The organism is Prosthecobacter sp. (assembly GCF_034366625.1).
Lineage (GTDB): Bacteria > Verrucomicrobiota > Verrucomicrobiia > Verrucomicrobiales > Verrucomicrobiaceae > Prosthecobacter.
In genome coordinates, this window is the sequence record NZ_JAXMIH010000011.1 from 231356 (window position 1) to 257139 (window position 25784).

19 protein-coding genes are annotated in these 25784 nt (G+C 60.1%); 13 read left to right on the plus strand and 6 right to left on the minus strand.

Annotated elements, in window-relative coordinates; genetic code table 11:
- Positions 1 to 102: 102 nt before the first annotated feature.
- From U1A53_RS14735 to U1A53_RS14755, 5 genes are all read left to right on the plus strand, one after another.
- Positions 103 to 2520: a carboxy terminal-processing peptidase gene (locus U1A53_RS14735; protein ID WP_322282070.1), complete on the plus strand. Its 2418-nt coding sequence runs from the start codon at positions 103 to 105 to the stop codon at positions 2518 to 2520.
- Between the two features lie 55 nt (positions 2521 to 2575).
- The gene (locus tag U1A53_RS14740; RefSeq protein ID WP_322282071.1) at positions 2576 to 3052 is read left to right on the plus strand and encodes a MogA/MoaB family molybdenum cofactor biosynthesis protein; all 477 of its coding nucleotides are present in this window, start codon (positions 2576 to 2578) and stop codon (positions 3050 to 3052) included.
- A gap of 98 nt (positions 3053 to 3150) precedes the next feature.
- Positions 3151 to 3870 (plus strand): (Fe-S)-binding protein, encoded by a 720-nt coding sequence (locus U1A53_RS14745; RefSeq protein ID WP_322282072.1) that lies wholly within the window; start codon positions 3151 to 3153, stop codon positions 3868 to 3870.
- Complete coding sequence (locus U1A53_RS14750) at positions 3867 to 5990, plus strand: LutB/LldF family L-lactate oxidation iron-sulfur protein (protein WP_322282073.1); 2124 nt, start codon at positions 3867 to 3869, stop codon at positions 5988 to 5990. The genes U1A53_RS14745 and U1A53_RS14750 overlap by 4 nt, the downstream gene beginning before the upstream one ends.
- A 114-nt stretch (positions 5991 to 6104) precedes the next feature.
- The gene (locus U1A53_RS14755) at positions 6105 to 7478 is read left to right on the plus strand and encodes a Gfo/Idh/MocA family oxidoreductase (protein ID WP_322282074.1); all 1374 of its coding nucleotides are present in this window, start codon (positions 6105 to 6107) and stop codon (positions 7476 to 7478) included.
- 9 nt (positions 7479 to 7487) lie between these two features.
- On the opposite strand, the gene U1A53_RS14760 is transcribed toward U1A53_RS14755, so the two are convergent.
- From U1A53_RS14760 to U1A53_RS14775, 4 genes are read right to left on the minus strand one after another with little or no spacing between them, the layout of a single operon-like run.
- Positions 7488 to 8894, minus strand: a complete 1407-nt coding sequence (locus U1A53_RS14760) for a DUF1501 domain-containing protein (protein ID WP_322282075.1) — start codon at positions 8892 to 8894, stop codon at positions 7488 to 7490.
- Positions 8894 to 10294, minus strand: a complete 1401-nt coding sequence (locus U1A53_RS14765; RefSeq protein WP_322282077.1) for a DUF1501 domain-containing protein — start codon at positions 10292 to 10294, stop codon at positions 8894 to 8896. The genes U1A53_RS14760 and U1A53_RS14765 overlap by 1 nt, the downstream gene beginning before the upstream one ends.
- A 5-nt stretch (positions 10295 to 10299) precedes the next feature.
- Entirely contained in the window at positions 10300 to 14004 is a 3705-nt protein-coding gene (locus tag U1A53_RS14770) for a DUF1553 domain-containing protein (protein ID WP_322282078.1), read from the minus strand.
- Positions 14001 to 14786 carry an IclR family transcriptional regulator gene (locus U1A53_RS14775; protein WP_322282079.1) on the minus strand — a complete coding sequence of 262 codons (786 nt, stop codon included), beginning with the start codon at positions 14784 to 14786 and terminating at the stop codon, positions 14001 to 14003. The genes U1A53_RS14770 and U1A53_RS14775 overlap by 4 nt, the downstream gene beginning before the upstream one ends.
- A gap of 104 nt (positions 14787 to 14890) precedes the next feature.
- Between U1A53_RS14775 and queF the strand changes: the two genes are divergently transcribed.
- Complete coding sequence (queF, locus tag U1A53_RS14780) at positions 14891 to 15322, plus strand: preQ(1) synthase (RefSeq protein WP_322282081.1); 432 nt, start codon at positions 14891 to 14893, stop codon at positions 15320 to 15322.
- A complete protein-coding gene (gene queC / locus U1A53_RS14785; protein WP_322282082.1) occupies positions 15319 to 15981 on the plus strand; it encodes a 7-cyano-7-deazaguanine synthase QueC in 663 nt (220 codons plus the stop codon). The genes queF and queC overlap by 4 nt, the downstream gene beginning before the upstream one ends.
- Here queC and U1A53_RS14790 read toward each other — a convergent pair.
- Positions 15963 to 17426 (minus strand): sigma-54 dependent transcriptional regulator, encoded by a 1464-nt coding sequence (locus tag U1A53_RS14790; RefSeq protein WP_322282084.1) that lies wholly within the window; start codon positions 17424 to 17426, stop codon positions 15963 to 15965. The genes queC and U1A53_RS14790 overlap by 19 nt on opposite strands.
- A 123-nt stretch (positions 17427 to 17549) precedes the next feature.
- Here U1A53_RS14790 and U1A53_RS14795 point away from each other — a divergent pair, with 123 nt between their 5' ends.
- The 6 genes from U1A53_RS14795 to U1A53_RS14820 all read left to right on the plus strand — a co-directional run bounded on the left by U1A53_RS14795 (position 17550) and on the right by U1A53_RS14820 (position 24798).
- The gene (locus tag U1A53_RS14795) at positions 17550 to 18146 is read left to right on the plus strand and encodes a TetR/AcrR family transcriptional regulator (RefSeq protein ID WP_322282086.1); all 597 of its coding nucleotides are present in this window, start codon (positions 17550 to 17552) and stop codon (positions 18144 to 18146) included.
- Between the two features lie 67 nt (positions 18147 to 18213).
- Positions 18214 to 19368 carry an efflux RND transporter periplasmic adaptor subunit gene (locus U1A53_RS14800; protein WP_322282088.1) on the plus strand — a complete coding sequence of 385 codons (1155 nt, stop codon included), beginning with the start codon at positions 18214 to 18216 and terminating at the stop codon, positions 19366 to 19368.
- Between the two features lie 30 nt (positions 19369 to 19398).
- Positions 19399 to 22578, plus strand: coding sequence for a multidrug efflux RND transporter permease subunit (locus U1A53_RS14805; RefSeq protein WP_322282090.1), 3180 nt, complete (start codon positions 19399 to 19401; stop codon positions 22576 to 22578).
- Between the two features lie 7 nt (positions 22579 to 22585).
- On the plus strand, positions 22586 to 24094 hold the full coding sequence (locus U1A53_RS14810; RefSeq protein WP_322282092.1) for an efflux transporter outer membrane subunit: 1509 nt from the start codon (positions 22586 to 22588) through the stop codon (positions 24092 to 24094).
- A gap of 45 nt (positions 24095 to 24139) precedes the next feature.
- On the plus strand, positions 24140 to 24349 hold the full coding sequence (locus U1A53_RS14815) for a hypothetical protein (RefSeq protein ID WP_322282180.1): 210 nt from the start codon (positions 24140 to 24142) through the stop codon (positions 24347 to 24349).
- A complete protein-coding gene (locus U1A53_RS14820; RefSeq protein WP_322282094.1) occupies positions 24256 to 24798 on the plus strand; it encodes a hypothetical protein in 543 nt (180 codons plus the stop codon). Before U1A53_RS14815 ends, U1A53_RS14820 begins: the two co-directional genes overlap by 94 nt.
- On the opposite strand, the gene U1A53_RS14825 is transcribed toward U1A53_RS14820, so the two are convergent.
- Positions 24795 to 25769, minus strand: coding sequence for a squalene/phytoene synthase family protein (locus U1A53_RS14825; protein ID WP_322282096.1), 975 nt, complete (start codon positions 25767 to 25769; stop codon positions 24795 to 24797). The two genes, U1A53_RS14820 and U1A53_RS14825, sit on opposite strands and share 4 nt — an antisense overlap.
- Positions 25770 to 25784 lie beyond the last annotated feature (15 nt).

Below are 25784 nucleotides of genomic sequence, written 5' to 3' on the forward strand. Positions count from 1 at the left end.
CGAAAGACGGGAAAGAGGTGGACTTTTCAACTCGGAAAAGGCAAAATCTGAACGCAAAACGGTCCGCGAGGTTCGTTATAGCTCTGGACGTCCATCCCCCCAATGACTCGATTCATCCTCACCCCCGTCGCGGCAGCGGCTTCCGCCCTCGCGCTTCTCATTCCCTCGGCGCAAGCGGAGACCAACTTTGGCCAGGTGGCCATGCATGTGGCCTACATGCTGCAGAACCACCACTACTCGAAGCAGGACTTCGACGACAAGGTGTCCGGCACGATGCTGCACAACTACCTGAACATGCTCGACTTCAAGCACATCTTCTTCACCGAGCAGGATGTCGCGGGATTCAAGGACAAGTATGATACCACGCTCGATGATCATGTGCTCATGCGGAACATCAGCCCCGCTCTCGAAATTTACGACATCTACAAGGAGCGCGTGAAAGACCGCGTGGACTTCCTCAAGAAGGCCATCGAGTCCGAGAAGTTCACCTTTGACTCCAAACGTGCCATCGAGATCAAGCGCGACAAGGCGCCCTGGCCCAAGGACAAGGCTGCCCAGGACAAGATCTGGCTCGACATCATTGAGGACAACCTACTCGCCGAGCGCCTGGTCGATGAAGCTCGCGCCCGTGATGAAAAGAAAAAGGCCGAGAAAGCTGCTGCCGCCAAAAAGGACGGCACCGCTGAGGCGAAACCCAAGGACTCCTCCGAAAAAAGCGTGAACGTGGCCGCAGGTGCTACAAAGCCTGAGGTGCAAGCCCCCGAAACGCCCAAGACACCTGGTACTCCTGAACTTCCGAAGGTCGCGGCCAAGAAAGACAAAGACGAGAAGGACATGACTCCCAAGGAGCGCGTCTTGAAAGACTACGAGCGCTTGCTCGAAAGCATCGAGGAGAACGACAGCAAGGATGTCGTGAATTTCTTCCTCTCCAGCCTCGCGACCGCGTATGACCCGCACACCGAGTACATGAGCACCGACGAGAGCGACAACTTCAAAATCCACATGTCGCACAAACTCGTGGGCATCGGCGCGTTGCTCGGCCAGAAGGACGATGGCGCTGAAATCCAGGGCATCGTCGTCGGCGGCCCGGCTGACAAGCAGGGCGAACTCAAGCTCAACGACCGCATCATCGCCGTCGCACAGGGCGAAGAAGAGTTCGTCGATGTGAAGTACCTCAAGCTCCAGAAAATCGTCGATATGATCCGCGGTGAAAAGAGCACCACCGTCCGCATCAAGATCGTCCCCGCCGACGATCCTTCCGGCAATCGCATCATCGCCATCGTTCGCGACGAAGTGCCCCTCAAAGAAAAACTCGCCAACGCCGAGATGCTCGTCACGCCCCCTGATCTTGGCAAACCGCTCAAGGTCGGCTGGATCAACCTCTCCAACTTCTACGCCGACATGGAGAATCAGACCGTTAGCACCAGCGTCGATGTGGAGCGCCTGCTCCGCCGCCTCATGAAGGAAAAGATCGACGGCCTCGTGCTCGACCTCCGCGACAACGGCGGCGGCTCCCTGGATGAAGCCATCAAGCTCACCGGCCTTTTCGTCCCCGCCGGACCCGTCGTGCAGGCCAAAGACTGGCGCGGCAGCATCTCCTGGCGCGACTGTGAAAACGAAAAGCCTGTCTATGACGGCCCCATGATCGTTCTCACCAACAAGGCCAGTGCCTCCGCCTCCGAAATTCTGGCCGCCGCCCTCCAGGATTACCGCCGCGCTCTCATCGTCGGTGACAAGTCCAGTTTCGGCAAAGGCACCGTGCAGACCATCCTCCCCGTCGAGCGCTACATGCCCTTCTTCAGCGATAAAAAAGCCGCCGGAGACCTCAAGGTCACCATCCAGAAGTTCTACCGCATCGCCGGCGGTTCCACCCAGCTCAAAGGTGTTGAAGCTGACATCCCATTGCCTTCGATTCGTGACGTCCTCGACATCGGCGAATCCTCTGCCGAAAACCCGCTGCCCTACGACACCATCCCGCCGCGCAAATACCCTCTCTTCCGCAAAGATCCCTTCCCCATCGAAGAGATCAACTCCCGCGTGAAAAGCCGCATCACTGCCAATCCCGAGTTTCAGTACGTTGTGGATGAATCCAAGCGTCTGAAGGAAAAAATCGACCGCAACAGTGTGACTCTGAATCTCCAAGAGCGTGAAAAAGAGCGCATGGAGACCGAAGCCCGCCGCGACAAGCAGAACGACGAACGCGAAAAACGCGCCAAGGAAACCGCCGAGCGGATCAAGGACAGCGGCTTCAAAACCTTCCACCTCACCCTCGACAATGTGGACAAGCCAGAACTCGTCCCCGAGTCTGCCTTCACCAAGGAAATGAACTCCGGCATGCGCACAGCATCCAAGGATGACGACAATCCCAACGACGGCTCCAAGTTCCCCTACGGCATCGAGCCGGTGAAACTGGAAACCATCCACATCCTGCGCGATCTCATCGAGCTGGACAACAAGCCTACCACGGCGGCCAAGTCCGATGACAAAGCCCAGGTCGGCGCGAAGCCCCAAGCCCAATAAAGTCACAACCCGGTTGCTTGGGTTCTTCGCAAATCGAATCGGCATCGCGTTCTGAATGCAAGTCGGCATCATCACCGTCTCCGACCGCGCCAGTCAGGGCGTGTATGACGACCTTGGCGGCCCCGCATTGCGGAAAGCCGCCGAAGGCTACGGTTGGAGTGTCGTCGCTGAGGCAATCGTGCCGGATGACATTACCCGCATTCAGGAAACCATCCTATCCTTCTCCGCCCAAGGCTGCGGCCTCATCCTCACCACCGGCGGCACCGGCATCGCCGAGCGCGATGTCACGCCCGAGGCCATTCGTGGCATCATGCGTGTCGAAATTCCCGGCTTCGGCGAGTTGATGCGTATGAGATCGCTCGATCTCACGCCCAACGCCATTCTCAGCCGATGCATGGCTGCCATTGTTGATCCCTGTCTCGTCATCGCCCTGCCCGGCAAGCCTCAGGGAGCCGTTGATTGCCTCGGTTTCGTCCTCGGAGCCATTCCGCACACCGTGAAGCTCGCCCAGCGAGTTCCGACGAGCTGCTAAGGAGGAAAACGGCCATGGGTTGGTGGAGGAGTGGAGAAATGGAGGGTTGATAGCATCCCTCCAAAACTCCAGTACTCCATCACTCCGCTTTTCCGCCCATGCTCATCACGCTCTTCATCCCATGCTTCGTCGATCTCATCAGCCCGCAGGCGGGCATCAGCATCGTCAGCATCTTGGAGAAACTCGGGCATGAGATCGACTATCCTGAAGAACTCGGCTGCTGCGGCCAGCCGCCCTTCAACGCCGGCTACTGGGACGAGGCCCGCGATGCCGCACGTCCCGTCCTGAAACGCCTGCGCAACTCCGAAGCCGTCGTCATCGCCTCGGGTTCCTGCGGCGCGATGCTCAAAGTCTTCTACAAAGAACTGTTTCACGGCCAGCCTGAAGAGGCGGAAGCCAAAGCGCTCTCCGACAAGTGCTGGGAGTTCACCGACTTCCTCGTCAACAAACTCGGCGTCACCGATCTCGGGGCCGAGTTTCCGCACAAAGTCACCTACCACGACGGCTGCCACGGTTTGCGTGAGCTGAACCTCAAACAGCCCGCCCGTCAGCTCCTCGAAAAAGTGCGCGGACTCGAACTCGTCGAAATGAAGGAAGCTGAAACCTGCTGCGGTTTCGGCGGCACCTTCGCCACCAAGTTTCCGATGATCTCCACTGCCATGGGCGAGGTGAAATGCGCCTCCGCCCGCGAGACCAACGCCGAATACATGATCTCCGCCGACTCCAGTTGCCTCATGCACCTTCGTGGCCTGCTAGACCACCAAAAGCAGCCTTTGAAAACCATCCACCTCGCCGAAGTCCTCACTTCTCACTCATGAGTGCCCGCGAACAATTCCTCGCTGACTCCACCCGCGTCACCGCCGACCTCACGCATCGTGAGCGCATCATCAGCGCGATGGACAAGTACCGCGCTGCCCGTGGCAACACGCAGGGCGCGTTTCAAGACTGGCAGGAGGCCCGCAACATCGCCGCCGCCACGAAAAAGGCCGCCATCAGCCGCCTGCACGAGCATTTGATCGAGTTCGAGCGCCACGCGACCGCGCGCGGCACCGTGGTGCATTGGGCCAAGGATTCCGACGAGGCACGCGCCATCATTCTTGGCATCATCCGCCGCCGAAACGCCAAGCGCATCATCAAGAGCAAGGTGATGACCTCCGAGGAGATTCATCTCAACGAGTTGCTCGAACGCGAGGGCTTCGGCGTCATCGAAAGCGATCTTGGCGAGTTCATCCAGCAGCTCAAAAACGAAGCGCCTTACCATTTCGTCTTCCCGTGCATGCATCTGAGCCGCGAGGAGATCAGCGAGCTGTTCGAGGACAAGATCAAATCCGCGCCGTCGAACGATCCTGAAGAACTCACCATGATCGCCCGCCGCTGGCTTCGGGACAAATACCTCCAGGCCGATGTCGGCATCACCGGGGCCAATTTCATCGTCGCCGAGACCGGCATGATCTCGATCACCGAGAACGAAGGCAACGCCCGCCTCACCGGCGCATTGCCCAAGACGATGATCTCGCTCATCGGCATCGAAAAAGTCGTGCCGAAGCTCGCTGATCTCGCACTCTTCCTGCCCATGCTCGCCACCGCCGGCACCGGCCAGCCGCTGACCTGCTACAACACGGCCTACGGCGGCCCTAAACAGCCCGGCGAGGCTGATGGACCCGAGGAATGGCACGTCGTCCTCATCGACAACCATCGCACCGCTCTTCTGGCCGATTCCGAGCAGCGCGACGCGCTCCAATGCATCCGCTGCGGTGCCTGCCTCAATGTCTGCCCCATCTTCAAAAACATCGGCGGCCTCAGCTACGGCACGACGTATCAAGGCCCCATCGGCGCCGTCATCACGCCGCACCTGCGTGGTTTGCAGGACTGGAAACACCTCAGCAGCGCTTCCTCACTCTGTGGAGCCTGCACCGCCACCTGCCCGGTCAAAATCGACCTCCATCATCATCTCCTCCAAAGCCGTCGCAATGCCGCCAAGGAGAAGCCGGATGCCCTCGAAGGCCTCGCGTGGCGTCTCTTTGCCCGCAGCATCAACCAGCCCATCGTTTACAACCTCGGTACCAAGCTCGCCAAATTCGCCCAGCCGCTGCATCGCCTCGTCAGCGCCACGCCGCTCGATCCCATGCGCGGCTGGACCAAAAGCCGCGCCGCGCCTCAACTCGCCAAACAAAGCTTCAAAGACTGGTGGCGCACGCGTAGCACGGGTTTTCAACCCGTGAAAACGGCGCCCGCAAGCACTCCCGTGCTCACGAAACTCAAATCTGCACCGCAGTCGCCGAAGTCGGAGCTTCCATCATCCAACTCCCGTGACATCACTCTTGCACGCATTCGCGAGGCCCTCAGTGATTCGCCACCCATCCAATACCAAGCCTCCAGCACTCAGCAGCGCTCCGTCCTGCCCAGCGTTCACGATTTAACCGCCCAATTCGCCCAAAACGCCGCCACGCTTCGTGCTGAATTCTTCGATCTCCCCGACGAAGCCGCTGCCAAAGCCAAACTCCTCGAACTCACCCAGCAACACGGCTGGAAAAAGCTCGCCACCCATCAAGGCAGCCTCACCGACGCATTGGTCACGCGTTCATTGCCACTGCTCGATACCACCCACGGCTACGACGTCACCGAACTCGAATCCTGCGACGCTGGCATCTCCGAATGCGACGCGCTCATCGCGCAAACCGGCAGCGTTCTGCTCACCAGCCGCAGCGGCGGTGGTCGGGCGCTCAGCGTGCTGCCAGAGCATCACGTCGTCCTCGCACGTCGCTCTCAATTGCTCGCCGATCTGCCCGCTGCCTACGAGTTGCTGCATCAGCGATATGGTGATGCCTGGCCCAGCCTCATGACCTTCATCACCGGCCCAAGCCGCACCGGCGACATCGAGCGTATCCTCGTCCTCGGTGCGCATGGTCCGAAGAAGCTGACGATCCTGCTATGGTAATGTAGCCTTGTTGCTTCGCAACAAGCTCATCCAGTTGCGAAGCAACTGGGCAACTTTCACGCTGGACTTGTCGTCCCGTTTTCGATTAAACCTGTCCATTCACCCAACCCCACCATGAAACGCATTCCAGTTTCCTCCCGTCGTCAATTCATCGGCCGCACAGCCGCCGCCATCGGCTTTCCCACGATCATTCCCGCCAGCGTGCTCGGACAGAACGCGCCCTCGAACAAGATCACCATGGCCGTCTTCGGCTGGGGCATGATGGGGCCGGGCAACACGGCCAAATTCCTCCAGGAGCAGGATTGCCGAATCGTCGCCGCCTGCGACATCCATAAAGGCAATCTCGAAAAGGCACTCAACACCATCAATGGCGCTTACAAGAACACGGATTGCAAAGGCTACCACGATTACCGCGAGGTCATGGCCCGCAAGGACATCGACACCGTCATGCTCGCGCTTCCTGACAACTGGCATGCGCTCACCGCCATCGAAGCCGCGAAGAACGGCAAGGACATCTATGGCGAAAAACCGCTCGCTCGCACGATTGCGGAGCAGCAGGCCATCGTGAAAGCCGTGCAGAAGCACGGGCGCATCTGGCAGACCGGCTCCTGGCAGCGCAGCGAGGACAATTTCCGCATCGGAGCCGAAATCGTCCGCAACGGCCTCATCGGCAAGCTCAAGGAAGTGCATGTCGGCCTGCCAAGCGGCCACAACGATTTCGCCGGCACGAAAGACAAGCGTTCGGTGACACCACCGCCCGCAGAACTTGATTATGAGATGTGGATCGGTCCCGCCACGATGCAGGACTACATTGAGTGCCGCATTCACAAAAACTGGCGCTGGGATTACAACATTGGCGGCGGCCAGCTTCTCGACTGGATCGGCCACCACTGTGACATCGCGCATTGGGGTATGGACATGGACAGCAGCGGCCCGCTGGAGATCAATCCCATCCAGGTGGACATGCCGCCGCGCACCGACATCTGGAACACCGCCACCAAATATCGCGCCGAGGCCAAGTATGCCGGTGACATCACCATGACCATCGCCGGTGGTCATCCCGACATTGCGATGGGCACCAAATGGATCGGTACCGACGGCTGGGTGCATGTGAACCGGGGCAGCTACGATTCATCGAATCCTGCGCTCAAGAAGGTCATCAAGAAACGTGAGAGCGACAAACCCGACGCCAAAGTCATCGAAGCCGCCTCAGCGCCGAAACTCGGCGATGATGTCATCAAGACTCGTCTGTACGAGACCAAGGGCCATCACCGCAACTTCCTCGACTGCGTGAAGAGCCGCCAGCCGACCGTAACCCCTGTCGAAACCGCCCACCGCAGTGCCACGCCCGGCCACCTCGCCCTCATTTCCTTCCTCACCGGCCGTTCCATCAAGTGGGATCCTGCCAAGGAAGAGATCATCGGCGATGCTGATGCTTCAAAGCTCCTCGGGCGCGAGTATCGCGGTCCTTGGAAGCTCGAAGCGTGATCGTCCGGCCTAAGCGATCACATCCCGCAGCACGTTTCCATGCACATCCGTGAGCCGCAGGTCGCGGCCGCTGAAGCGGTAAGTGAGCTGTTCGTGATCAATGCCCATGAGATGCAGCACCGTGGCCCACATGTCATAGACGGTGCAGGCGTTTTCGATGGCGTGGTAGCCGAAGTCGTCGGTGGCTCCGTAAATGTGGCCGGGCTTGATGCCGCCGCCAGCCATCCAGATCGTGAAGCCATACGGATTGTGATCGCGGCCATCGGTGCCTTGGGCGAAAGGTGTGCGTCCGAACTCACCAGCCCACACGACGAGCGTGCTGTCGAGCAGGCCGCGTGATTTGAGGTCTTTGACGAGCGCGGCGATGGGCTGATCGACCTGATAGGCCATGTTGCCGTGGCCTTTTTTGATCTGGCCGTGCTGATCCCAGGGATTCGGTGCCTGTCCGGCGCCGAGTTTTTGCGGAAGACAGCTCAGCTCGACAAAACGCACGCCGCGCTCCACCAACCGCCGCGCGAGCAGGCACTGCCGCGCATACGCGGTGCGCGTGGTGTCAGGACCGTCCATGCCGTAGAGCTTCTTGGTCGCCTCGGTCTCGCTGGAGATGTCGCAAAGCTCCGGCACGGCGGATTGCATGCGCCAGGCGAGTTCGTAGTTCGAGATCGCGGCTTCGACGTGGATGTCGTGTTGCGTGGTGTTGGCGAAGCGGCGGTCCATCGCGCCGATGAAGTCGAGCTGGCGGCGCTGGCTGTCGCGAGGCTGCTGCGGGCGGATGTTCTCCACGGCCTCGGCTTCATCCGCCTTGATGATGCTGGCCTGATGCTGTGCGGGCAGGAATCCATTGCTGAACAATCCCACACCGCCATGCGGCACGCTGGCACCGCCGCTTTGCAGCACGACATAGCCAGGCAGATCGCGCGACTCGGTGCCGAGGCCGTAGCTCGTCCACGCTCCGGCGCTGGGATAACCGAGAAACGGAAAGCCGGTGTGCATGAAGAAATTGCCCTGAGCATGTTCGCTGAACTTCGCGGTCATGCTGCGGATCACGCAGATCTCATCGGCAAGTGTCGCCATGTGAGGAAACAGCTCGCTCACCGGCATGCCGCTCTGCCCGTGACGATGAAACACCCAGTGCGCGGGCTGCACGGTGCCGTTGTTGTTGAACTGCGTCTTCTTCACCTCGCCGGGCATCGGCTGGCCCGCGTATTTCTCCAGCAGCGGCTTCGGATCAAACGAGTCGAGGTGCGACACACCGCCGCTCATGTAGCAAAAAATCACGCTGCGTGCCTTCGGTGCGAAACGTTTCGCGCGATGCACCATCGGCGTCTCCGCCTGCATCAATCCCGCCAACGCCGCCATTCCAAAGCCCGTGGAGGCGCTGGAGAGAATCTGACGACGTGAGAGGTGTGAGTTCATCAGGCAAAGATGTCGCGCAGCACATTTCCATGCACATCGGTGAGCCGCAAATCACGTCCGCTAAAGCGATAAGTCAGTTGTTCATGATCCACGCCCATGAGATGCAGCACCGTGGCCCAGAGGTCATAGACGGTGCAGACGTTTTCGGTGGCGTTGTAGCCAAATTCGTCGGTGGAGCCATAGACGTGGCCGCCTTTGACGCCGCCACCGGCCATCCAGACGGTGAAGCCGTAGGGGTTGTGATCGCGGCCGTTGCTGCCTTGCGCGAAGGGCGTGCGGCCAAATTCACCGGCCCAGACGATGAGCGTGCTGTCGAGCAGGCCGCGTGAGCGAAGGTCTTTGATGAGCGCGGCGATGGGCTGGTCGATCTGGTTCGCCATCTTGCCGTGGCCTTCATTGAGTGAGCTGTGATGATCCCACGGATTGGCTCCGTTGCCGCCGCCGAGGTTGTAGGCCAGCGTGCTGAGCTCGATGAAACGCACGCCACGTTCGACGAGTCGCCGTGCGAGCAGGCACTGGCGGGCGTAGGCGGCTTTTTTCGGCTCGGGATCGTCGAGGCCGTAGAGTTTGCGAGTTGCTTCGGATTCACCCGAGATCTCGCACAGCTCGGGCACGGCGGATTGCATGCGCCAAGCCATCTCGTAGTTTGAAATGGCAGCCTCAACATGCATGTCGTGCTGCGTGGTGCTGACAAAACGGCGGTCCATCGCGCCGATAAAGTCGAGCTGTCTGCGCTGCATGTCCTGCGGCTGACGAGGTCGGATGTTGGCGACAGCTTCGGCTTCATCAGCTTTCACGACGCTGGCCTGATGCTGCGCGGGCAGGAATCCATTGCTGAACAGGCCCACGCCGCCATGCGGAGTCGCCGCGCCGCCGCTTTGCAGCACGACGTAGCCCGGCAGATCGCGTGACTCGGTACCGAGGCCGTAACTCGTCCACGCTCCCGCGCTGGGGAAGCCGAGGAAGGGAAAACCGGTGTGCATGAAGAAATTTCCCTGCGCATGCTCGCTGAACTTCGCCGTCATGCTGCGTATCATGCAAAGGTCATCCGCCACGCCGCCGATCTGCGGAAACATGTCGCTCACCTCAAGGCCCGACTGCCCGTAGCGCTTGAAGTCCCAGTGCGAGGGCTGGACGGTGCCGTTGTTGTTGAACTGCGTCTTCTTCACGTCCCCAGGCATCGGTTTGCCCGCGAACTTCTTGAGCATCGGCTTGTGATCGAACGAATCGACATGCGACACACCGCCGCTCATGTAGAGGAAGATGACCGAGCGTGCTTTGGGAGCGAAACGCTTGGCGCGATGCACGAGCGCAGCTTGCGACTCTTCCTGCATCAATCCGGCGAAAGCCGCCATGCCGAAGCCGGTGGAGGCGCGAGAGAGGAGTTGGCGGCGATTCATAGCATTCATTGCAGGTAGATAAACTCTTTGAGGTTGATGAGGCTCTGCGCGAGGCTCGTCCAAGCTTGCACCTTCGGATCATCGCCGCTGGTGCTGTTGCGAGCCGATTCGATGGATTGCGTGTGTTGGTCTCTTTGAGACTGTAAAATGGCGAGTTGCTGGCGCTGTGCGTCGGTGAGCGTGGCGAGGATGTCAGTCTCGGTGAGGGTGGTGAATTCGACGCGTGAGGTTTGGGCGATTTCATCGGCGGTGAGGGCGCGGTCGTAGAGACGAGCGCGGTAGATGCGGCCGCTGAGACCTTTGTTGCCAGCCGGGTTGCCGTGACGGCAGCCGAGGAGGATCTGGCTCTTGCCTGGCTCGAAGAGGAAGCCGGGAGCCTTGCGATAGCTGCGTCCGTAAGGCTTGCCATCGCGGTAGCCGGTGATGGTGCCATCGGCTTGATACACGACGGCGACATGCACGGGGCGTGTGGCGGCGTCGGTCTCGGGCGGGCCTTCGAAGAGTTCGCTGCGATTGAAATGATCGCTGCCTGCGACCCAATGCGCGGGTGTTTTTTCGCCGAAGACGAGCGAATCAAACACGCCGCCGTCACGCTCCTGCACCGTGATGACGCCTCCACCGCGCTGGGTGAGGTTGTCGAGCATGACCCAGGCTTCGAGAGTCTTGGTGCTGAGCTTTTTCGGCAGGGCACCGCTTTCGGCCATGGATTTGCCATCGAGAACCAACGCGCCGTTTTCGATGCGGGCAGAGCCGGTGAAGGTGAGCGAGAGCTTGCCCTTTGTGTCGTTCGAATTCTTATCGAAGGTCCATTCGGCGAGGGGAGATGGGGCGGATAGGATGGATGGGGCTGATGGCTGGCCGACGAGGAGTTTGTTGCGCGCAGGATCGAGAATCGCGGCGATTTGACCATTCAAAGTGGAGAGCTGCTTTTCTTGTTCGGCGAGTTTTTGTGCCTGCTCGGTGCTTTCGGTCTGAAGCGTGATCAAATAGGCGAGGCTTTGCTTCACCTCGGTGTCGGTGGCTTCGCGGGAGAAGGCTTCGCGGAACATCTGGCGGATGCGGAGGTCGTCGGGGCGGTCTTTTTCATCGTTGATCGTGCGCAACGCCCAACCGCGTGACCAGTCGATGACACGCGTGTCATTGAGCAGCGCGAGCGATTGAGCGGGGACGTTGGTGATGTCACGCTTGCCGCGCGTGGCGAAGGGTACGGGCGAGTCGAAGGTGGTGAGGAAGGGGTTCAGGGAATTGCGGATGACTTTGATGTAGATGCTGCGTCGTGGATCGCCCGCGTCGGCGGACTCGCCGAAGGGAGTGGGATCAAATTTGCCGGAAAGCGTGACGATGGAGTCGCGGATGGCCTCGGCCTCCAGACGGCGGATGCTCCAATGGGCGAGCAGCTTGTTTTCCGGGTCCTTGGCATTGCTGCCTGCGGCGCGTTGGAAGGTCTTGGAGAGCAGGATGTCACGCAGCAGGCTCTTGATGCTGCCACCGGAGGCGATGAAGCGTTGAGCGAGGAAGTCGAGCAACTCGGGATGCGTCGGCAGGTCACCGAGCTTGCCGAAATTATCAACGCTGGCGACGATGCCGCGACCGAAGACATGATGCCACACGCGATTGACGATGACACGGGCGGTGAGCGGATTGTTTTGCATGTCCGCCATGTGCTCGGCGAGTTCGAGGCGGCCGCTGGATTTTGTGTTGAAGGGCGTGGGATCGAGGGCATCGAGAAAACGGCGCGGGACGAGTTCAGCAGGCTGTTTGTGCTCGCCGCGGACAAAGAGCGGCGCGTCTTTGGCATCGGCCTCGATGATGCCGGGAACGCGCGTGGGCATCGGTAGCGTCGATTCGAGATCGCGATAGCGTTTCACAAGCGCGGCAGCCTCGGGCATGTCGGCGAGATTATTCGCCAGTTTTCCGGTTTGCAGGAGCTGGTCGAGCGCCTCCGCGTGCTCGTCGTTGAGCGTGCCGCTTTGCCAAGCACGAATCGTCTCAGGCACGGAGAAGACCAGGCGCTCCTCGGTGGAGGGCGGCGGATTTTTGTCCTTGGTGATGGCCACATCCGTGAGGCCAAACCACGAGCGCGAGTCCTTACTATACTCCGCTGGCATGTCGGCGGAGGTCGTCACCTGGATGAATATCTCGTCTCCCTTCCAGAATTCGAGGTCGAGCGAGCGCCAGCCGAGCTTTTCCTCTTTGGCTTCCTTGAGTTCGACAGCTTTGTGGATGGTGCCGGTGCGAGGGTAATTTTGCACCACATACTTCGCCTTCACGCCACCATTGCCTGCTAACCGAAACCACAGCGTGCCGCCCTCGCACTTGAAGCGGTTGGAGAAAAGCACGACGCGTTCCTTCGTGCTGAGCACATCACTGAAATAGCCGGAAGGGTGAATCCGTGATAGCAGGCGGTCGCCTTCCAGCGCCACGGAGAATTCGCCCGCTTTCGTGAGGGAAACACCGCTGGCAGTCCACTGATAAGCCGAGAGACCAGGACGTTTGGGATCAAAGCGATCCGCTGAGTTGCCCTTCGCTGACTTGAGCCAATGCGCGGCCACCGCGTCTTTGATCTGCTGCTTGAGCTTCGCCAGTTCTTCACGCGCCGCTTTGCCTGTGCCGGGAGCATTCACGTCAATGACGGCTGGATGCGTGCTCGTGAAGATGCCGTAGAGAGCGTAGAAGTCGGCCTGCGAAATGGCGTCGAATTTGTGATTGTGGCAGCGGGCGCAGCTCACGGTGAGGGCCTGGAAGGCCTTGGTGACGGTGTCGATCTGGTTGTCGGTGAAGGTGACCATTTCATCGAGCGAATCGACCGGCGAGAAGCCATGCAACACCATGCGAAGCTGCGCGATGCCGATGGCGCTTTCGTTGATGCCGTTTTGGAGGCGCGGTTTTGGTAGTAAATCACCAGCGATGGCTTCTTTGACGAGTTGCGGATAAGGAACGTCGTCGTTGAAGGCACGGATGAGGTAGTCGCGGTAACGCCACGCATACGGGATGGCGGGGTCGCCTTCGGATCCGTAGCTTTCGGCATAGCGCACCCAGTCCATGAAGTGGCGTGCCCATTTTTCGCCGAAGGCGGGGCTGGTGAGCAATTGATCGACAGTTTGATCACCACTCGGCGGAAGCCCGGTGAGGACATAGCTCGTGCGGCGGCGAAGTGTCTGCGCATCGGCTTGCGGTGCGGCGGGAATGCCTTGTTTGGCGAGTTCAGCGTCGATGTAGTCGTCGATGGTCTTGTTCGCGGGCTGCTTCGAGATCGGCAGGAAGGCCCACCAGTCCTTGCGGCGTTCGAGGATGGCTTTCCAATCGGTTTCTTTGGCGACTTGCTCTTTTGAAGGCGCAGCGTCGCGTGGATCAGCGGCACCGTCACGAATCCAGCGTTCGAAGTCGGCGATGACTTTGTCGTCAAGCTTGGCTCCGGCTTTGGGCATCTTGAGATCTTCGTGCTCGTGCTTGATGGTTTGAATCAACAAGGATGCAGCGGGATCGCCGGGTTTGATGGCATCGCCGGACTCGCCGCCGGATTGCCAACCAGCGCGGGAGTCGAGCACGAGGCCGCCTTTCTTCTTCGTGGCGGCGCTGTGGCACTCGTAGCACTCCTGCGCGAGGATGGGGCGGATCTTCGACTCGAAGAACTCGATTTGAGCTGGCGTGGCGGCAGTGGATTGGCCGCAAAAAGCCGCAAAAAGGATCAAAAAGGAACACTGTTTCATGCCAGGAGCCTCCGGGTGATGTTTTCAGCGGCTTCGATGCACATACGACCGGCTTTTTCGAATTGGTCGCGCTTCAGGCGAAAGGAGGGGGACATGACGGTGATGGCGGCGACGGGGTAATGATACTCGTCGAGGATGGTGGCGGCGACACAGTGAATGCCTTCGAGTCCCTCGGCGATGTCAGTGGAGAAGCCTCGTTTGCGAGTTTTGGCGAGATCGGCTTCCAAGGCGCTGCGCGTGGCAAGAGTCGTCGGCGTGTATTGCTTGAGTTTCACGACGGCGAAAAATTTGTCGAGTTCAGCGGGCGGAAGATGCGCCAGAATCGCTTTGCCGGGCGCACAGGAATACATGGGCACTTGCAGGCCGACGGTACTGCTGACTTTGATCGGCTGGGAGGAGATGCACTGCTCCAGCACGGTCATTTTGTGATTGGCGCAGGCGAGGACCTGCGTGGTCTCGCCGGATTCATCGCGCAGCCATTTGAGGGACTCCAAAGCGCAGACGACGAGGCTTTTCTCGCGCACTTGAGGCCGGGAGAGATCGAAAAGCTTGTTCGTGAGAACGAAGCGTTTGTCGTCCTCGCGGCGCTGGAGGTAGCCGCGATTGTGGAGGGTGCCGGTGATGCGAAAGACGGAGTTCACCGGCAGATCAAGCTCGCGGGCGATCTCGGTGAGGCTCAGTCCGGCACGATGACGACCGAGGAGTTCGAGGATGGCCAGCGTGCGCTCGGTGCCTGGGGCGAGGGTGTCTTCGGTGGGAAGGATGGGGGCTTCTTTGAGCATTCTAGATTTAGAAACGATTCTGGATTTGGAAAACTATCGAGTAATCTTGGACTGACGGCTCATCGCATTTGCAATCCGGCCTCTCTCCCGCATTCTGCGCGGACATGAGCCAGGAAAATGACCTCACATTGCTCGGAAAATCGGAAAACCGCCTGCCGGCCTCGCCGGATGTGGCGGTGCTGGAGACCTTCCCGAACCGCACGCCCGGGCGGAACTACCGCATCCATTTGAGCGCGCCGGAATTCAGCTCGATCTGCCCCGTGACCGGCCAGCCGGATTCGGCGCACCTCGAAATCTACTACATCCCCGCCGAGAAGTGCGTGGAGACGAAGTCGCTGAAGTTTTACCTCGCCTCGTATCGCAATCACGCCGCCTTCAATGAGGCGATCGTGAATCGCGTGCTCGATGACATCGTGAAAGCCTGCGCACCAAAGCAGGTCGTGGTGCGTGGTAAATTTGGTGCCCGCGGTGGCATCCAACTCACCTGTGAGGCCCGTTTCCCTGATCTCGACGAAACGCTGCGCCTGCCGGAATGAAAACGCTGGTATTGCTTTCTGGCGGAATGGACTCCGTGACGGCGCTGCATTGGGCGCGGCAGGAGCATGAGGTCGTGGGTGCGGTGAGCTTTGATTACGGTGCCAAGCATAATCATCGCGAGATCCCGCTGGCGGCGTGGCATTGCGCGCAATCGGATGTGAAGCATGACATCATCGACCTGGACTTCGTGAACCGGCTGTTTGCCTCCGACTTGCTCAAAAGCGGCGGTGAAGTGCCTGATGGCCACTACGCGCATGAAACCATGAAGCAGACGGTGGTGCCGTTCCGCAACGGCATCATGCTCGCCATCGCCTGTGGCCTTGCCGAGAGCCGTGAGGCTGAGGCGCTCGTCATCGCGGCGCATGCGGGCGATCACACGATTTATCCCGACTGCCGAGAGCCGTTCATGCAAGGGATGGCCGCCGCGATGCGCGAAGGAACGTATGCGCGCCTCGAACTGCTGCGCCCGTTCATCCATCTCGACAAAGCGGGCATCGCAAAGCTTGGTGCGGCACTGGGAGTGGATTACGGCAAGACTTGGTCGTGCTACAAAGGCGGCGATTTGCACTGCGGGAAGTGCGGCACATGCGTGGAGCGCGTCGAGGCGTTTGCGCTCGCGGGATTGGATGATCCGACGATTTACGACGCGGGCGTTTGAGCCTCGGGCTGCACACGCCGGCGATGCGTGCGGACCATGTTCAAGTCCTTGAGCTTGCGTTGAAGCGTGCGGCGGCTCATGCCAAGCATCTCGGCGGCGACGGTGCGGTTGTTGCCGCTGCGCTGGAGGGCTTGGAGAATGAGCTGGTGCTCGACTTCGGTGATGTCGAGGTCGCTCTTGGGTTTGATAGACGGATCGGCGGGCAGAGCCGATGCAGCGTCTTTGGTGGGTATTAAAGAAGGCGCGCGCAGGCCGATGCCGAGGCCGTGCGGGTTGAGCAGGTAGGACGGCAGGTGTTTGAGCATCACGCGGTTGCTGTTGCTCATGACGACGCCGTGCTCGATGGCGGCGCGGAGTTCGCGGATGTTGCCGGGCCAGTCGTATTTCATCATCGCGGGCAAGGCGTCCTCGCCGAGCGGCTTGAAGGCCTTGCCGTTGGTTTTGGCGAGTTCTTTGAGGAAATGGTCGGCCAGCACGGGGATGTCGCCTTTTCGAACGCGCAGCGGTGGAAGCTGGATGGTGACGACGCGCAGCCGCCAGTAGAGATCTTCGCGGAATTTGCCTTCCTCGACCATCTTCGCGAGATCGCGGTTCGTGGCGGCGATGACACGGACGTTGATCTGGATTGGCTTGCTGCTGCCGACACGTTCGATGGTCTGCTCCCCGAGAGCGCGGAGCAGTTTGACCTGTGTGGAGGCGTCGATCTCGCCGATTTCATCGAGGAACAGCGTGCCGCCGTTTGCCTGCTCGAAGCGGCCGATGCGGCGCTCCTGAGCGCCGGTAAACGAGCCTTTTTCATGGCCGAACAGTTCGCTTTCGAGGATCTGCGGCGAGAGCGCGGCACAATGCACGGACACGATGTTCGCCTTGGGCCGGCCGCTGAGATTGTGAATGGCGCGGGCGACGAGTTCTTTGCCGGTGCCGCTTTCGCCTTCGATCAAGACAGTGGCGCGGGAAGGGGCGACTTGCTGGATGGTTTCGATGATGGGCTTCATCACCTCGGACTGGCCGAGGATGCCTTCGATGGAGAATTTGCGCTCGACCTGCTGCTTCAACGCGACGTTTTCGTGCTCCAAGGTGCGACTGCGGAGGGCACGTTTGATGAGAAGCTCCACTTCATCGAGATTGAGAGGCTTGGTGACGAAATGGTAGGCACCACGGCGCATCGCCTCCACCGCAGTGTCCACGCTGCCGTAGGCGGTCATCATGATGCACACGGGTGGCTTCGGCTGGGCGAGAGCGGCATCCAGTAGCTTCATGCCGTTGTCCTCGCCGAGACGCAGGTCGGTGAGCATGACGTCGATGCGGTCGTTTTGGAGGTATTCCATCGCCTCGGCGGCGTTGGAGGCGACGTAGCAGTCAAACTCGTCCTCCAGCGAGAGGCGCAGGCCATCGCGGGTGTGCTTTTCGTCATCGACGATGAGGACGGTGGCTTGGTCGTTCATGAGTGAAGGAATGGCTCACTATGAGAGGCGAAGCGCGTGGCGGCAAACCGTGAAGTGAAAATATTGTTGACTGATCGTCTAGTTGCGGATAAACCCTGCCACTCACACCTCAAACAAACCTTCATGGGACGCACCTCCACCGCCAAAGAACGCCTGATCGAAGCCGTGCTCGAATTGATCTGGACGGGCAGCTACGGCAGCACGTCAGTGGATCAGATTTGCGAGCGGGCAGGGGTGAAGAAAGGCAGTTTCTACCACTTTTTTGAGTCCAAGACCGAACTGGCGGTCACGGCCATCGATCATGGCTGGACGGAGCACCGCAAAAAGCTCGACGAGATGTTTTCGCCGGTCGTGCCACCGCTGGAGCGCATCTGGCAGTGCTTTCGTGATTTCACCGACGAACAGAGGGAATTGCAGGCAAAACACGGCCGCGTGCTCGGCTGCCCGATCCACACGCTCGGGGCTGAGATCAGCACGGTGGATGAAAAACTGCGGCAGAAACTGCAGGACATTTTGGGCCAGTTTGTGTGCTATTACGAGTCAGCGATCCGCGATGCACACGCTCAGGGCGTAATCCAGGCTCCTGACGCGCCTGCTCTGGCACGAATCCTGTTTGCCTATGGCGAGGGTCTGCTCGCGCAGGCACGCATCTGGAACGATCTCACGCACCTCGATTCGATGGAAGTCGGTGCCCGGCTCATCTTGGGCGTGAAGTCCTGATTCTGCCTCTCTTTTGCCCTCATTTTAAACCAACTGGTCAACTTTCACCCCAAAACCAACGCGCCCCGTGAAACCTCAAACCCTCCTCCCGTTCGTCCTGCTCCTCGCCGCCTGTGGCAAACCGCCTGAGGGCGGTCACGGCGGCGGCCAGATGCCTCCGGCACCGGTGACGCTCGCACCGGTCGAGCAGAAGGAACTCGTCGAGTGGGAGGAGTTCACGGGGCGCGTCGAGCCGGTGGAGTTGGTCGATCTCAAGCCACGCGTGTCCGGCTACATCACCGAAGTGCATTTCCAGGCCGGAGCGCTCGTGAAAAAGGGCGAGGTGCTGTTCACCATCGACCAGCGGCCGTTTGAAACGAAGTTGCGTGCCGCTAAGGCCGAGGTGCAGCGTGCCGAGGCCAATGCACAGGCGATGAAGCGCGAATTTGATCGCGTGAGAGCGTTGCTGGCCGCCAAGGCCATCGCCCCCGAGCAGGCAGAGTCGCGTGAGTCGATGAATTTGCAGGCGCAGGCCGGATTGGAAGCCGCGAAGGCCGCCGAGCACAGCGCCGAGATCGAATTCGAGCACAGTTCGGTCAAAGCGCCGATCAACGGCCGCATCAGCCGTGCGATCACGACCACGGGCAACTTTGTCACGGCGGGTACCACGCTGCTCACCACCATCGTCACCGTCGATCCCGTCTATGTGTACGCCGACATCGACGAAAACAGCCTCCTCAAGCTCCAGGCGCTGCAACGTGACAAGAAGATGTTCACCAACGGCGGCAAGCAGGTGCCGGTGGAACTCCAGCTCTCGAATGAAACCGGCTTCCCGCATCACGGCCACATCGAGTCCTTTGACAATCGCCTCGACGCCGGCACTGGCAGCATGGTTCTTCGCGCTGAATTTGCGAATAGCGACGGCGTTCTGACTCCCGGCCTGTTCGCTCGTATTCGCCTGCCGATGACTGGCAAATACGCTGCGCTGCTGGTCGATGAAAAAAGCATTCTCACCGACCAGGCGAATAAGTATGTGCTTGGCGTGGATGAATCGAAGACACCCGCGATGTCTGTTTACAAGCCGGTGGTGATCGGTCCGTCCGTTGAGGGCAAGCGCATCATCCGCAGCGGCCTCAAATTCGGCGACAAGATCATTGTGAACGGCCAGGCACGTCTGCCGCAGCCCGGAATGCCCGTGCAGCCGACCGAAGCTGCTCCGGCAAAGGAAACGGCGGCCAAGTAATCGCGAAGCGTCTTAAACCTCACTCGCTTCATGAACTTTTCCTCCTTCTTCATCACGCGTCCCATCTTCGCGGGCGTGTTGTCGCTGCTCATCTTCATTCTTGGCGCGATCTCATTGTTCCAGTTGCCGATTTCGGAGTATCCCGAAGTCGCACCGCCCACTGTGATAGTCACTGCGACATATCCCGGCGCGAATCCAAAGACTATCGCTGAAACTGTCGCTTCGCCCATTGAGCAGATTCTCAATGGCATCGAGAACATGCTCTACATGTCGTCACAGAGCACGGCGAACGGCGTGATGACACTCACTGTCACGTTCAAGATCGGCACGGAGCTCGATCTGGCGCAGGTGCAGGTGCAGAACCGTGTCTCGCAGGTGCTGCCGAAGCTGCCGGAGGAAGTGCGGCGCTTTGGCGTCACCACGGTGAAGTCTTCGCCGAACATGACGCTCGTTGTGCATCTGCTCTCGCCCAATGAGCGCTACGACGAGATTTACCTGCGCAACTACGCCACGCTGAATGTGAAGGACGAGCTTTCGCGACTCGGCGGCGTGGGCCAGGTCAATATCTTCGGTGGTGGTGACTACGCGATGCGCGTGTGGATTGATCCCGACAAAGCCGCCGCACGCGGCCTGACCTCCGGCGACATCGTGAACGCCATCCGCGAGCAAAACATCCAGGTCGCCGCCGGCACGATCGGTCAGCAGCCGGTCAAAGACGCCGCGTTTGAACTGACCGTGAATGCCAAAGGCCGCCTCATCAGCGAGGAGGAGTTTGACCAGATCATCGTCAAAACCGGTCCGAATGGCGAAAAGCTACGTCTCCGCGATGTCGCCCGCGCAGAGATGGGATCGGGCGATTATTCGCTGCGCAGCCTGCTCAATAACAAACGCGCCGTCGGCATGGGCGTTTTCCAGCTTCCGGGTGCGAACTCGCTCGCCGTCTCGCAGGCCGTGCGTGCCCGCATGACCGAGCTGAAGGCCAAAATGCCCGAGGGGGTCGATTACGCCATCGCTTACGACCCGACGGTGTTTGTCCAGAAATCCATCGACGCCGTCATCCACACGCTGATCGAGGCGCTGTTGCTCGTCGTGCTCGTCGTGATGATCTTCCTGCAAACCTGGCGTGCCTCCATCATCCCGCTGGCCGCAGTGCCGGTGTCGCTGATCGGCACCTTCGCGGTGATGCACGCGCTGGGCTTCTCCATCAACAATTTGTCGCTGTTCGGCATCGTGCTCGCCATCGGCATCGTCGTCGATGACGCCATCGTGGTCGTCGAGAACGTCGAGCGCAACATCCGCAACGGACTCAAGCCCATGGCGGCCACGCAGCAGGCCATGAAGGAGGTCACCGGTCCCATCGTGGCGACTGCGCTCGTGCTGTGCGCCGTCTTCATCCCCACCGCATTCATCAGCGGTCTCAGCGGCCAGTTTTACAAGCAGTTCGCCGTCACGATTGCCATCTCGACGGTGATCTCAGCCATCAATTCGCTCACGCTCAGCCCCGCGCTCTCCGCGCTGCTGCTGAAAGATCATCAGGCGAAGAAGGACATCATCTCCCGCATCATTGACGCGCTGTTCGGCTGGTTTTTCCGGCCCTTTAACCGCTTCTTTGAATGGTCGTCGAATGTGTATGTCGGTCTCGTGAAACGCATCATCCGCTTTAGCTTCGTCGCACTCGTCATCTACGGCGGACTCGTCTGGGCGACGTGGAAGGGATTCGAAATCGTGCCCCAAGGCTTCGTGCCGGGCCAGGACAAACAATACCTCGTCGGCTTCGCGCAATTGCCCGAAGGCTCCTCGCTTGATCGCACCGACGATGTCATGCGCCGCATGTCGCAGATCGCCATGAATCATCCCGGCGTGAAGGACGCCATCGCCTTCCCCGGCCTCTCGATCCAGGGTTTCACCATCAGCCCGAACGCCGGCATCGTTTTCGTCAGCCTCGATGAATTCGAGAAACGCAAGTCGCCCGAATTGAGCGGCGGTGCCATCGCTGGTGCGCTCAACGGCAAATTCATGGCAATTCAGGACGCCATGGTGATGATGTTCCCGCCACCACCCGTCAATGGCATCGGCACCACTGGCGGCTTCAAGCTCATGGTCGAGGATCGCGGCAATCAAGGCTACGCGGCGTTGTATCAGGCCACGCAGAAGCTTGTCGGCGCGGCGTATGGCAGTGGCAAACTCACGCAGGTCTATTCCGGCTACACCGTGAACGTCCCGCAGCTCGAAGCCGACGTGGATCGTGAAAAAGCCAAGATGCAGGGCGTGCCGCTCGCCAATTTGTTTGAGACGCTGCAAATCAATCTTGGCAGCCTTTATGTGAACGACTTCAACCGCTTTGGCCGCACCTATCAGGTCGTCGCGCAGGCCGAGCCGCAGTTCCGTGACGACGCGAGCGACATCACACGCCTCAAAACTCGCAACGCCGCCGGAGACATGGTGTCCATCGGATCGCTCGTGAAAGTCAATGAGGGCTTCGGCCCGGATCGCGTCACGCATTACAACGGCTACCTCGCCGCCGACCTCAACGGCGCTCCGCTGCCGCCGCTCAGCTCCGGTCAGGCCGAGGAACTCATCGCCGGCCTCGCCAAAGACGCGCTGCCCGGCGGATTCGAGTTCGAGTGGACCGATCTCACCTACCAAAAGATCATCGCAGGCAACACCGCCATCTTCATCTACCCGCTGTGCATCCTGCTCGTCTTCATGGTGCTCGCCGCGCAATACGAAAGCCTGCGCCTGCCGCTCGCCATCATCTTGATCGTGCCGCTGTGCCTGCTGTTCGCGTTGGCGGGCGTCTATCTCACAAATGGTGACAACAACATCTTCACGCAGATCGGCTTCATCGTGCTGATCGGTCTAGCATGCAAAAACGCCATCCTCATCGTCGAATTTGCCAAGGAGAAGTTTGACCACGGCCTCAGCCCCTTCGAAGCCGCACTCGAAGCCTGCCGCCTGCGGTTGCGCCCCATTTTGATGACCTCCATCGCCTTTATTGCCGGCGTGTATCCCCTCGTCGTCTCCACCGGCGCCGGTGCCGAAATGCGCCGCGCCATGGGCACCGCCGTCTTCGCCGGTATGATCGGCGTGACCTTCCTCGGCCTGTTCTTCACGCCGGTGTTTTATGTGTTGGTCATGAAACTCGGACGGCAGAAGAAAGCTGCCAACGCAGATGAATTGCCAGCCGCCGCCCTTCCCACTCCTCATTGATCCCGTCATGCGCACCTTGCTTTTCATCGCTCTCACCACCTCGGCGCTCGCTCAAGTCGGTCCCAATTACGAACGTCCTGCCACGGCGACACCGCCGCAGTTCAAAGACGTGACTTGGCGTGCCGCATCACCCTCCGCGCATCTTTCGAAGGGCGAATGGTGGAAGGTGTTCAATGATTCGCGGCTCAACAGCCTCATGGTCGCCGCCACGGCGAACAATCAGCAGCTCAAAGGAGCGATTGCACGCTTCGATCAAGCTCGTGCCGCCGCCCGCATGTCGCGCTCGGACTTTTTTCCGACACTCAGCCTGCCATTGACGGCGGAACGCCAGCGTACCTCGGAGAACATGCCGTCGGCGTTTCCATTGAACGGCTTGAGCTACAACGGCCCGGCTTACAACGCACCGCTCGAATTCAGTTGGGAACTCGATCTGTGGGGCAAGCTTCGCCGTCAGAGCGAAAGCACCCGTGCGGATGCCGCTGCGGCGGCAGATGCGATGCACAACGTGCTGCTTGGCATTCAGGCCGAAGTCGCCGTGAACTACTTCAAACTCCGCACGCTCGACAACGAGATGCGCATTGTGCGCGAGGCCGTCGGCTGGCGCAATGAGGCGCTCAAAATCGCGGGCGCACGCGTGCAGGCTGGTGCGGGCAGCGAATTGGAACAGGCGCAGGCCGAAACGGAGGTCGCGACGGCTGAAGCGGAGATTTCATCGCTCCAAGCGCAGCGCGATCAGCTTGAAAATGTCCTCGCCATTTTGATTGGCACCAGCGCATCGTCGTTTCGAGTGCCCTCATCGACTGGAACGCTTTCCTCGCCCCCCAGCGTGCCAGCGGGCATGCCGAGCGATTTGCTGGAGCGTCGTCCCGACATTTCCCAGGCCGAGCGTGCGCTCCAGGCTGCCACCGCGCGCATCGGTGTCGCCAAATCGTACTTTTTCCCGAGCGTGAAGCTCATGGGGCGCGGTGGCTTCCAGAGCGGCGACATCGACATCCTGTTCGAGCCGACCTCCCTCATGTGGAACATGGGGCCGAGCATCAGTGTGCCGCTGTTCTCCGGAAACAAGAACCGCTGGAACCTCACCAAATCGAAAGCCGCGCATGACGAAGCTCTCGCTAGCTACCGTCAGGCCTTTCTCGCCGCGTTGGCCGATGTGGAGACCAGCCTGTCCTCGATTCGCAATCTCAGCACACAGGCCAGTTCCCAGCAACGCGCCCGCGTCAGCGCTGAAAGGGCAGCGCAACTCGCCAAAACCCGCTACGAAGCCGGAACAAGTCCGTATCTCGATGTGATCGAGGCCAACCGCACCACTTTGGCAACACAACGTGCCACCGCGCAGATCGCCGGACAGCGTTTGATCGCGTCGGTGAGTTTGATCAAGGCACTGGGCGGTGGCTGGGATCAGAAGATGCCGACGGCGGTGCCTGCGATGACGCCTGATCCTGCGGCGAAGAACACGGATCAAGACAAGCCCGGCTTCTTCTCGAAGGTGAAGGGCTGGTTCAAGCGCGACTGAGCACCATCTTGCGCAGCAGTCGAATCGTGCCATCATCCGCCGTGTATGAGCTACATCCCTGGCACCATCAAGGCCGCACGCCTGAAGCAGCCGCGTCTGACTACCGAGCAAGTCTGGCAGCAGGTGGAGCGGCACCTTGGAATATCGTTGACCAGACCCGCGTGCTCCGAGAATGGGGACTGCGGCATGGAACCCTCTTTGAAAGAGACACCATCGCATTATCAGGCCGACGGCCCGGAATGGAGCACGAAGTAATCTTTGATGAGCCGCAGCAGCGGTTCATCAAAATCACCCTCCCCGGTTTCTACGGCAACACACTCAGGCTTCGTTCCGGTGCTGTGGGCCTCGGTCCTGCCACGCCGTTGGAGTATTTGGATCGCTGGACGTGGTCGAATGAGCTGTTTGAGGATGATGCCCGCGTCCTCGGTCTTGTGAATGACTCCGCAGGTCCACGCATCGCTGTCTCCCAGCCGCTTGTCGTCGGGACACGGCCTGAGCGTGAAGAAATCACCACGTTCATGGAAAAACTCGGCTTCCAGCCAGTTCGTGACACCCATCTCTTCTTCGATGCGCGGCGTGATCTGCTCGTTGGCGATGCGCATCCGGGCAACTTCCTGTGCAACGAGGACGGTCAGATCTTTGCCATCGACGTGCTTCCCCTGAAGGCCACGGGCAAGTTGCTGGCCTTTGTATTGGGAATTTAGGCCGCCAGCTTTCGATACAGCTTCTCCATGGCCTCAGGACTGCGACACGCGATGGCGGCTTGAGCTAAAATGCTCGCGACATCGAGACGTGAGATCTTGATGCCTTGCTGGACTTTGTCCCACGACGCAGAACGCATCTTGGCGACGGTTTGAATGCCGAGGAGCAGCGGAAGGGCGGTGGCGTAGCGAAGTTTGCCGTGGGCGACGTGTTGCACGTAGCGCAGGCCGCATTCGAGGTGCTCCGTGCAGGTTTGCAGCCAGTGGCACCATTCGATTTGGATGTCAGAAGGCTTGCACGGCAGGTAGCAGCGACCATCGCGGGTATCCTCGCCGATGTCACGGAGGATGTTGATGAGCTGGAGCCCTTTGCCCATGCGCGCGCCCCATTCCTGCATTTGCGCGGTGGTGACTGCGGGATCGAGTGACGATGGCAGTTCGCTGGCGCAAAGCTGGGTCCAGAATTCGCCGACACAACCGGCGACGAGCCAGGTGTATTGATCGAGCTCTTCAACGCTGGCAAGGCTGCGAAGCAGGCCGTCGGACGGAAAACGGCGGATGTCGAGCATCTGGCCGTCGATGATGTGTTCCAGCACGTTTTGAATCGCAGCGAGCGGCGTGGGCTTCATGGTGCGCAGCCAGGCGATGCCATCGGCGAATTTTTCCATGAGGCGGCGTTCGGCGTCGTCGGACTGTTGCGGGCAAAACTGCTCCCGCAGGGTGCTGGCGAGCACATTGACGGCAGAATCGCCACGGACGAGCGTGCGATAACGTTCGAGGCAATCGAGACGCACTTCCGCGCTCACGCTGGCGGTGTCGGCGATGGTGTCTGCCGTCCGGGCGAGCAGGTAGGCGAGGGAAATGGGCTCACGCAGCTCTTTGGGCAGTGCTTTGAGCGTGAGGTAGAACGAGCGCGACACTGCCGCCAGCAACTGGCCGCCGAGTTCGCGTTCGTGGTGGGTTTCGTCGGACATGACTGGATTCTAGAT